This is a genomic window from Micromonospora sp. BL1, assembly GCF_003667485.1.
GTDB classification, from domain to species: domain Bacteria; phylum Actinomycetota; class Actinomycetes; order Mycobacteriales; family Micromonosporaceae; genus Micromonospora; species Micromonospora tulbaghiae.
Genome location: NZ_RCVK01000418.1, coordinates 1 through 8,436 on the forward strand (window position 1 = coordinate 1; position 8,436 = coordinate 8,436).

Here is an 8,436-nt window from a genome sequence, read left to right on the forward strand (position 1 = left end):
CGCCCTCGCCGCCCTCGCCGGGACGCCCGCCTGCGCCGACCGCGAGGCGGCGCCGGCGGCGGGCCGGGTCACGCATCGGACAGCCGTGCCCGGAGCTGCCGGCGGGCCTCGTGGATGCGGGACTTCACGGTCCCCTCCGGCACGTCGAGCAGGCCGGCGATCTCCCGGTAGCTCAGACCGAGCACGTCGCGCAGGGTCACCGCCTCGGCGAGGTCCGGCGGGACCGCGTCGAGCGCGTCGAGCAGGTCGAGCCGGGTGCCGGCGACCACGCTGGTCCGGCGTGGGTCGGGCCGGTCCGGCAGCGGGACGCCGCCGGCCTCACGCTGCCACCGTCGCCGCAACGTGCGGTAGGTGGAGCGGGCCCGGTTGGCGGTGACCCGGTAGAGCCAGGTGTCGAACGACGAGCGGCCCTCGAACCCGGTGATCCCGTGGGCGAGCGCGAGCAGAGCGTCCTGGCAGGCCTCCTCGGCGTCCTGCCGGTGGGGCAGCAGCCGGGCGCACTGCCGCAGCACCTCCGGCCGTACGGCGGCCAGCAGGGCGTCGAGGGCCTCGCGGTCGCCGCGTGCCGCCGACCGGGCCAGCTCGTCCGTGCCGTCGGGGAGGGGCATCAGGGCGTCCCAGTGCTCGCCGGTGGTCCTGCCACCAGGCTATGCCCCGGGAGGCGGTGCCGCCCCGGCTGAGTCGGGCAGCCGACGGCGTCCCGCCCCGGCGCCGACGGCACCGGGGCGGGAAGGGGAGCCGGTCCGGCGGCCTCGCGGCCGCCGGACCGGAGCCGTGCGTCAGCGGGCGGCGCGGGCGGCCTTGACCGCGCTGTCGGCCACGTCCCAGATCGTGACGAGCACGACCACCGCGGCGGCCACCCGGGCGACCTGGTCCGTGCCGCCCTCGCGCAGCCAGGCGAACCGCTCGACCAGCTCCGGGTTGAGCAGCCGGTCGGTGGCGAGCAGCCAGAGCACCGGGGCGGCGAAGGCCACGCCGAGCACCGCGTTCACCGCCACCAGCGGCCAGGTCCACCGCCCGGACCGGTACTTCGCGATCTCCAGGCCGACGGTGGCCAGCAGCACCACGATCAGGGCCGGCAGCCAGAAGCTCCAGAGAGCCGGGTCGAGCACCGCCATCCGGGAACCGTCGTCGGTGGTCCAGCGCTGGAAGTGCTGACCGACCAGACCACCGACGGTGGCGAGCAGGAACACCACCGAGGCGATGCTGTCGGACTGGCTGATCTGCCGGTCCCGGGTCTCCTCGGGGAGCTGGTCGACGGTCCACTCGGGCAGGCCGAGCGGGGTCCGGGTGCGTTCCAGCACGGCGAACACCAGCGTGACCCAGAACGCGATCTGCACCGCGGTCTGCATCGCGGCCACGATCGCCGTGCCGATCGCCGCGCCCGGCTCGCCGTCGAGCAGCGCCTTGGCGAGGCCACTGAGCACGCCGACGATCGCCGGGATCCAGGTGAGCAGCAGCCGCAGCAACCGCCACCACGTCAGGTAGTAGCGCGGGCCGATGAGCTGCAGCGTGCGGTCGCTGTAACGGGCCGCGAGCTGCTCGGGGTGGCCCAGCTCGGTGAGCACCTCGCGCTCGGCGGAGGCGTGGTCCTGTCCGCCGGAGGTCCGGTCGTCGATCATGTCGGCGATGGAGCCGCGCAACTCGTCGGCGAGTTCCAGGCGGCGCTGCGCGGGCACGGCCCGCATGGTGGCGGCGACGTAACGGTCGGTCAGGGAACTCATCGTTCCGCTCCTTCGATCAGTTCGGTGACGGACGACCGCACCGCGGTCATGTCGTCGAGCAGGCGGTTCAGGACGTCCTGGCCGTCGTCGCTGGTCCGGTAGAACTTGCGCGGCCGGCTCTCCTCGGTGTTCCACTCACTGGTCAGCAGGCCCTGGTCCTCCAGCCGGCGCAGCAGCGGGTAGAGCGTGTTGGCGTCGACCGCGAAGCCGTGCGCGGCCAGCCGTTGCAGCAGTGCGTATCCGTAGTCGGGGCGGCGCAGGGCGACCAGGCTGGCCACCACGACAGTGCCGCGTCGTAGCTCCTGGAGATGGGTCCGGAGGACCTCGTCGCTGACCATGCTCAACACGATAGTGTGTGCCACACACTATTGCAAGGGAGAAGAACAACGCGTGCCGCACACCGGCCGCTCGGAGAGACCCGGACCACCCTCGGCGCGGACGGTGGAGCCCGCACGATCACCTCGGTAGGGTGGGTCGGTCGACTCCGACGCAGCTTGATCCACAACCCGGGGGGCGCCACGCATGGGCGATTCGTTCGCGCATCTGCACGTACACACCGAGTACTCGATGCTCGACGGGGCGGCCCGGCTCAAGGACCTCTTCGCCGAGGCGGCGCGGCTCGGCATGCCGGCGGTGGCGATCACCGACCACGGCAACATGCACGGCGCGAACGACTTCTACAAGCAGGCCATGGACGCCGGGGTCAAGCCCATCCTCGGCGTCGAGGCGTACGTCGCGCCGGAGTCACGCTTCCACAAGGCGCGGGTCAAGTGGGGCCGCCCCGAGCAGAAGAGCGACGACGTCTCCGGCAACGGCGCGATCACCCACATGACCATGTGGGCGAAGAACCGCGACGGCCTGCACAACCTGTTCAAGCTCAACTCGCGCGCCTCCATGGAGGGCCACTACGTGAAGTGGCCCCGGATGGACATGGAGCTGATCGCCGAGCACGCCGAGGGCATCATGGCCACCACCGGCTGCCCGTCCGGCGCGGTGCAGACCCGGCTGCGGCTGGGCCAGTTCGACGAGGCGCTCAAGGTCGCCGCCGCGTACCAGGACATCTTCGGCAAGGACAACTACTTCCTGGAGATCATGGATCACGGCCTCGACATCGAGCGCCGGGTCCGCGAGGGGCTCACCGAGATCGCCCGCAAGCTCGACATCCCGCCGGTGGTCACCAACGACTCGCACTACACGCACGAGGCGCAGGCCGAGGCGCACGACGTGCTGCTCTGCGTACAGACCGGCAGCAACGTCGCCGACCCGAACCGGTTCCGCTTCGAGGGCGGCGGCTACTTCGTCAAGTCCGCCGACCAGATGCGCGCCGTCGACTCCTCCGAGCTGTGGCAGCAGGGCTGCCGCAACACGCTGCTGGTGGCCGAGAAGGTCGACCCGGCGGGCATGTTCACGTTCCACAACCTGATGCCGCGGTTCCCGATCCCCGAGGGCGAGACCGAGGAGTCCTGGTTCCGCAAGGAGACCTTCGCCGGGCTCAAGCGCCGCTTCCCCGACGGCATCCCCGAGGGCCACGTCGTCCAGGCCGAGTACGAACTGGGCGTCATCATCCAGATGGGCTTCCCGTCGTACTTCCTCGTGGTCGCCGACTTCATCCAGTGGGCCAAGAGCCAGGGCATCGCGGTCGGCCCCGGGCGTGGTTCGGCGGCCGGCTCGCTCGTGGCGTACGCGCTGGGCATCACCGACCTCGACCCGATCCCGCACGGCCTGATCTTCGAGCGGTTCCTCAACCCCGAGCGCGTCTCCATGCCGGATGTCGACATCGACTTCGACGAGCGCCGGCGCGGTGAGGTCATCAAGTACGTGACCGACAAGTGGGGCGAGGACAAGGTCGCGCAGATCGCCACGTTCGGCACGATCAAGGCGAAGGCCGCGATCAAGGACTCGGCCCGGGTGCTCGGCTACCCGTACGCGGTCGGCGACCGGATCACCAAGGCCATGCCCCCGGCGGTGATGGGCAAGGACATCCCGCTGTCCGGCATCTTCGACCCGAAGCACCCCCGCTACGCCGAGGCGGGCGAGATCCGCGGCCTCTACGAGTCCGACCCGGACGTCAAGAAGGTCATCGAGACCGCCAAGGGCATCGAGGGCCTGATCCGGCAGACCGGTGTGCACGCCGCCGGCGTCATCATGTCCGCCGAGCCGATCATCGAGCACATCCCGCTGATGCGGCGCGACTCCGACGGCGTCATCATCACGCAGTTCGACTACCCGACCTGCGAGTCGCTCGGGCTGCTGAAGATGGACTTCCTCGGCCTGCGCAACCTGACGATCATCGACGACGCGGTGAAGAACATCCAGCTCAACCACGGCCGGGAGCTGGACCTGCTCGGCCTGCCGCTGGACGACAAGCAGGCGTACGAGCTGCTGGCCCGCGGCGACACGCTCGGTGTGTTCCAGCTCGACGGCGGGCCGATGCGCTCGCTGCTGCGGCTGATGAAGCCGGACAACTTCGAGGACATCTCCGCCGTCCTGGCGCTCTACCGGCCCGGCCCGATGGGCGTGGACTCGCACACCAACTACGCGCTGCGCAAGAACGGGCTCCAGGAGATCACCCCGATCCACCCGGAGCTGGAGGAGCCGCTGCGCGAGATCCTCGCGCCCACGTACGGCCTGATCGTCTACCAGGAGCAGGTGCAGCGCGCCGCGCAGATCCTCGCCGGCTACACGCTCGGCCAGGCCGACCTGCTGCGCCGGGCGATGGGCAAGAAGAAGAAGGAGATCCTGGACAAGGAGTTCATCCCGTTCCGGGACGGCTGCCGCGAGCGCGGCTACTCCGACGAGGCCATCCAGGCCGTGTGGGACGTGCTGGTGCCGTTCGCCGGCTACGCGTTCAACAAGGCCCACTCCGCCGCGTACGGCCTGGTCTCCTACTGGACCGCGTACCTCAAGGCGCACTACCCGGCCGAGTACATGGCCGCCTTGCTCACCTCCGTCGGTGACGACAAGGACAAGATGGCCATGTACCTGTCCGAGTGCCGCCGCATGCGCATCCAGGTGCTCCCGCCGGACGTGAACACCTCGGCCGGGCCGTTCACGCCGGTCGGCAAGGAGATCCGCTTCGGTCTCGGCGCGGTGCGCAACGTCGGCGCGAACGTGGTCGCCTCGATCATGCGGTGCCGGGAGGAGAAGGGCGACTACGCCGACTTCTACGACTTCCTGTCCAAGGTCGACGCGGTGGTCTGCAACAAGAAGACCATCGAATCGCTGATCAAGGCCGGGGCGTTCGACTCGCTCAAGCACCCGCGCAAGGGCCTGCTCGCCGTGCACGCCGACGCCATCGACGCGTACGCCGACGTCAAGCGCAAGGAGGCGGTCGGCCAGTACGACCTGTTCGGCGCCGGCTTCGGCGAGGCGGAGACCGGCGGCACCACGACGGTCATGCCGGTCATCGGCGAGGGGGAGTGGGACAAGCGCGACAAGCTCGCGTTCGAGCGCGAGATGCTCGGCCTGTACGTCTCCGACCACCCGCTGTTCGGCCTGGAACACGTGCTCGGGGCGGCCGCCGACACCACGATCGCCGCGCTGTCCGAGGAGGGCACAGTGCCCGACGGCGCGGTGGTCACGCTGGCCGGCATCCTCTCCGGCGTGCAGCGCCGGGTCACCAAGCAGGGCCGGGCGTGGGCGTCGGCGACGCTCGAAGACCTCGCCGGCGGCGTGGAGACGCTGTTCTTCCCGAACACGTACGAGGTGATCGGGCAGTACATCGCCGAGGACGCCATCGTGGTGGTCAAGGGCCGGGTCGACCGGCGCGACGACACGCCGCGCATCATGGCGATGGACATGTCCATGCCGGACGTCACCAGCAACCCGGCCAACAAGCCGGTCACGCTGACCATCCCGGTGCACCGCTGCACGCCGCCGCTGGTGGAACGGCTCAAGGAGACGCTCGTGCTGCACCCCGGCGACACCGAGGTGCACGTCAAGCTGCTCAACGGCGGCAAGGTCACCACGCTGCGCCTCGGCCCGTTCCGGGTCGCGCCGACCACCGCGCTGATGGGTGACCTGAAGAGCGTGCTCGGCCCGGCCAACGTGAGCTGACCGGGCCGAGCGCCTCCGGCTCAGCGAGCTAGACGCGGGTGACGCGGATGGCGTCGGCGATCACGTACCCGGTGCTGCCGGACCACCGGCTGACACCCACCTTGTTGGCGTCCCCGGCGGCCAGGGTGAAGGTGCCCAGCGAGCGCCACGCACCGCCGTTCGCCGTCTGGTTCACCGAGACCGTCTGGTTGCCGCTCGTCGTCGCGACGATGTACGGCGTGGACGTGTTGTAGCCGGCCACTGCCGGATACCAGACCTCCACCCGGTAGGTGGCTGTCGCCGGGATGTTCACCTTGTACCAGGCGGTGTCGCTGGCCGCGACGGGGTTGGCGTACCGGTAGTCGGCGCCGTAGCGCTGCGCCGAGTACGTCGAGGTGCTCCAGTTGGCGCTCGCGGTGAACCGGCCGGCGGTGGTGTTGTCCACGATGGTCGACCAGGCGGTCGGCGGGGGCGTGGTGCCGCCGGTGACGAGCTGCATGTAGTAGGTCCAGTTCCAGTTCGAACCCGGGTCGGTGTGCGTCGCGCCCGGCACCTGGTTGTGCCCGATGATGTTGGTGCGGGTCTTCGGGATGCCGTACTTGTCGCACAGGTACCGGGTCAGCGCCGCCGACGACCGGTACATCGCGTCGGTGTACCAGGAGGCGTTGTCGACGTACCCCTCGTGCTCGATGCCGATCGACTGGGTGTTGTAGGTCCAGTTGCCGGCGTGCCAGGCGATGTCCTTGTCCCGCACCATCTGCGTCACCGCGCCGTCGGAGGAGCGGAGCAGGTAGTGCGCGCTGGTGCCGGCGGCGGCGTTCTGGAACCAGCTGATCGAGCCGGCGTAGCTGCCCTGCATGGTGTGGATGACGATGTAGTTGATCGGGTACGCCGACTCGCGGCTGGAGACCGTGTAGTTGGACGAGTTGGCCGGCACCCAGGCCGCCGGGCCGTAGTCGGTGCTCAGGGTGCCGAAGTCGCCGGTGCCCAGCGGCGCCACGTCGGCGTACCGCCCCCGCTGGGGCGCGACCGGGCGGCCGTCCACGCTGACCTCGCCGCCGGCCGTGGTCGCGATGAAGCCCCGGGCGAGCAGGTCGTACACGGAGTCGGCGTACAGCCGGGCGGTGGCCGCGTCCGCCGAGCCGCCGTAGCGGGCGATCGGGCCGTACCACTGGTTGACGTCGTCGCGCTGCGCCGCGGTCAACCCGGCCTCGTCGGCGTAGGAGCGCAGAACCGCCGCCGCGCCGGCCACGTTCGCCGCGTCCCGGGTACGCAGTTCGGCGCGGTCCAGCCGGGTCCGGCGCGCGGCCTCGTCGAGCGTGCGCACCTTCGGGTTGCTGGTCAGGTGCATCACGCCGTATCCGCCGGAGGCGCTGGGCTCGCCGCCGTGACCGTCCAGGCGAGTCTCGGCGTACCCGAGCGCGGCGAGCAGGTCGCGCGGCACGTCGGAGCCGGCGGCGGCCCGGTCGAAGGCGGCGGCGAGCGGTTGCGCGCCGTGCTGTGGCGCGGCCTGGGCCGGCTGGCCGGTCAGGCCGATCATGAGGATCAGGGCGCCGCCGAGCAGGTGGCTCATCCGACGCGAGGGTCTCCGAATCGTCACAGGCACTCCTCGTCCACTACAGGGGGCGACTGTGCTCACGTCGCCGGTTCGCCGCACCCTATAGCGTGACGTTTGTCTATGTCGATACCTTGCATTAACGCTCTCTTTGATGAAGACTTCCTTCAGATGCTGGGCCGGCCCCGTGCCGTCGCGGTCTTGCCCGGCGCGCCACGGCCGGGCAGCATCGTGCGGATGCCGCCCACCGACCTGCTACGGATCCGCGACCTGGTGCCCGACTTCCTCGCCTGCGCCGGCCGCGGCGCGCCGGAACTCCCGGCCTCCCGTTACCCGGCCGGGCATCCGGACGTGGCGCGGGCGCTGCGCCGCGACGGTGACTGGTCCGACGCCGCCCGGGTGGCCGCCGTCCTGGACGGGCTCCGCGACCGCGCCGCCGACCTGGCGGCACGAGCCGAGACGGTACGCGTGGCGCTGCCCCACGGCGTCGCGGCGGTGGCCGACGCACTGGGCTGGTCCGGCGACGGCGGGCCGGTCGAGTGCGTCGTGCTGGTCGGGCTGCACCAGGCCAACGGCTGGGCCGGCGAGCTGAACGGCAGATACGCGCTCTTCCTCGCCGTGGAACAGCTCGGGCCGCCGGAGGACCTCGACCTGCTGGTGCGGCACGAGGCCGCGCACGTGGTGCACGACCGCCGCGCCGCGATCCGCGACTGGCCCGAGTACGGGGTGGCGAACGCGCTGTTCACCGAAGGGCTCGCCACGCAGGTCACCGCGGAACTCGACGCCGGACGGCCGGACGAGGCGTACCTCTGGTTCGGCCGCCCCGGTCACCGCCCCTGGCTCGACGAGTGCCGCCGCCGGTGGCCGGAGATCCTGCGCCGCGTACGCGCCGACCTCGACGCCACCGACGCCGAGCACCACGCCCCGTACTTCCTGATGCGGGACTCGCCGCTGGCCGGTGACCTGCCCAAACGGTGCGGCTACCTGGTCGGCCTGACCGCGGTACGGCGCCTGCTCCGCCACCACACCCTGCGCGACCTGGCCACCTGGTCCTTTCTCTTCTACACATCTGACGCTGCCGACGAATAGCCTTGTGTAGATCTTGCCGGTCGTCGTGTTACT

5 protein-coding genes are annotated in these 8,436 nt (G+C 70.9%); 1 reads left to right on the top strand and 4 read right to left on the bottom strand.

Going from position 1 to position 8,436, the window contains the following annotated elements:
• Positions 1 to 68: 68 nt before the first annotated feature.
• From EAD96_RS30570 to EAD96_RS30580, 3 genes are all read right to left on the bottom strand, one after another.
• The gene (locus EAD96_RS30570; RefSeq protein WP_120570558.1) at positions 69 to 608 is read right to left on the bottom strand and encodes an RNA polymerase sigma factor; all 540 of its coding nucleotides are present in this window, start codon (positions 606 to 608) and stop codon (positions 69 to 71) included.
• Positions 609 to 779: 171 nt separating this feature from the next.
• Entirely contained in the window at positions 780 to 1,724 is a 945-nt protein-coding gene (locus tag EAD96_RS30575; RefSeq protein ID WP_121686676.1) for a permease prefix domain 1-containing protein, read from the bottom strand.
• On the bottom strand, positions 1,721 to 2,062 hold the full coding sequence (locus EAD96_RS30580) for a PadR family transcriptional regulator (protein WP_120570556.1): 342 nt from the start codon (positions 2,060 to 2,062) through the stop codon (positions 1,721 to 1,723). Before EAD96_RS30580 ends, EAD96_RS30575 begins: the two co-directional genes overlap by 4 nt.
• 184 nt (positions 2,063 to 2,246) lie before the next feature.
• Here EAD96_RS30580 and dnaE point away from each other — a divergent pair, with 184 nt between their 5' ends.
• The gene (gene dnaE / locus EAD96_RS30585) at positions 2,247 to 5,780 is read left to right on the top strand and encodes a DNA polymerase III subunit alpha (RefSeq protein WP_120570555.1); all 3,534 of its coding nucleotides are present in this window, start codon (positions 2,247 to 2,249) and stop codon (positions 5,778 to 5,780) included.
• A 28-nt stretch (positions 5,781 to 5,808) separates the two neighbouring features.
• Here the strand turns inward: dnaE and EAD96_RS30590 are convergent, their stop codons facing one another.
• Positions 5,809 to 7,332, bottom strand: coding sequence for an N-acetylmuramoyl-L-alanine amidase (locus EAD96_RS30590; protein ID WP_233586245.1), 1,524 nt, complete (start codon positions 7,330 to 7,332; stop codon positions 5,809 to 5,811).
• Positions 7,333 to 8,436 lie beyond the last annotated feature (1,104 nt).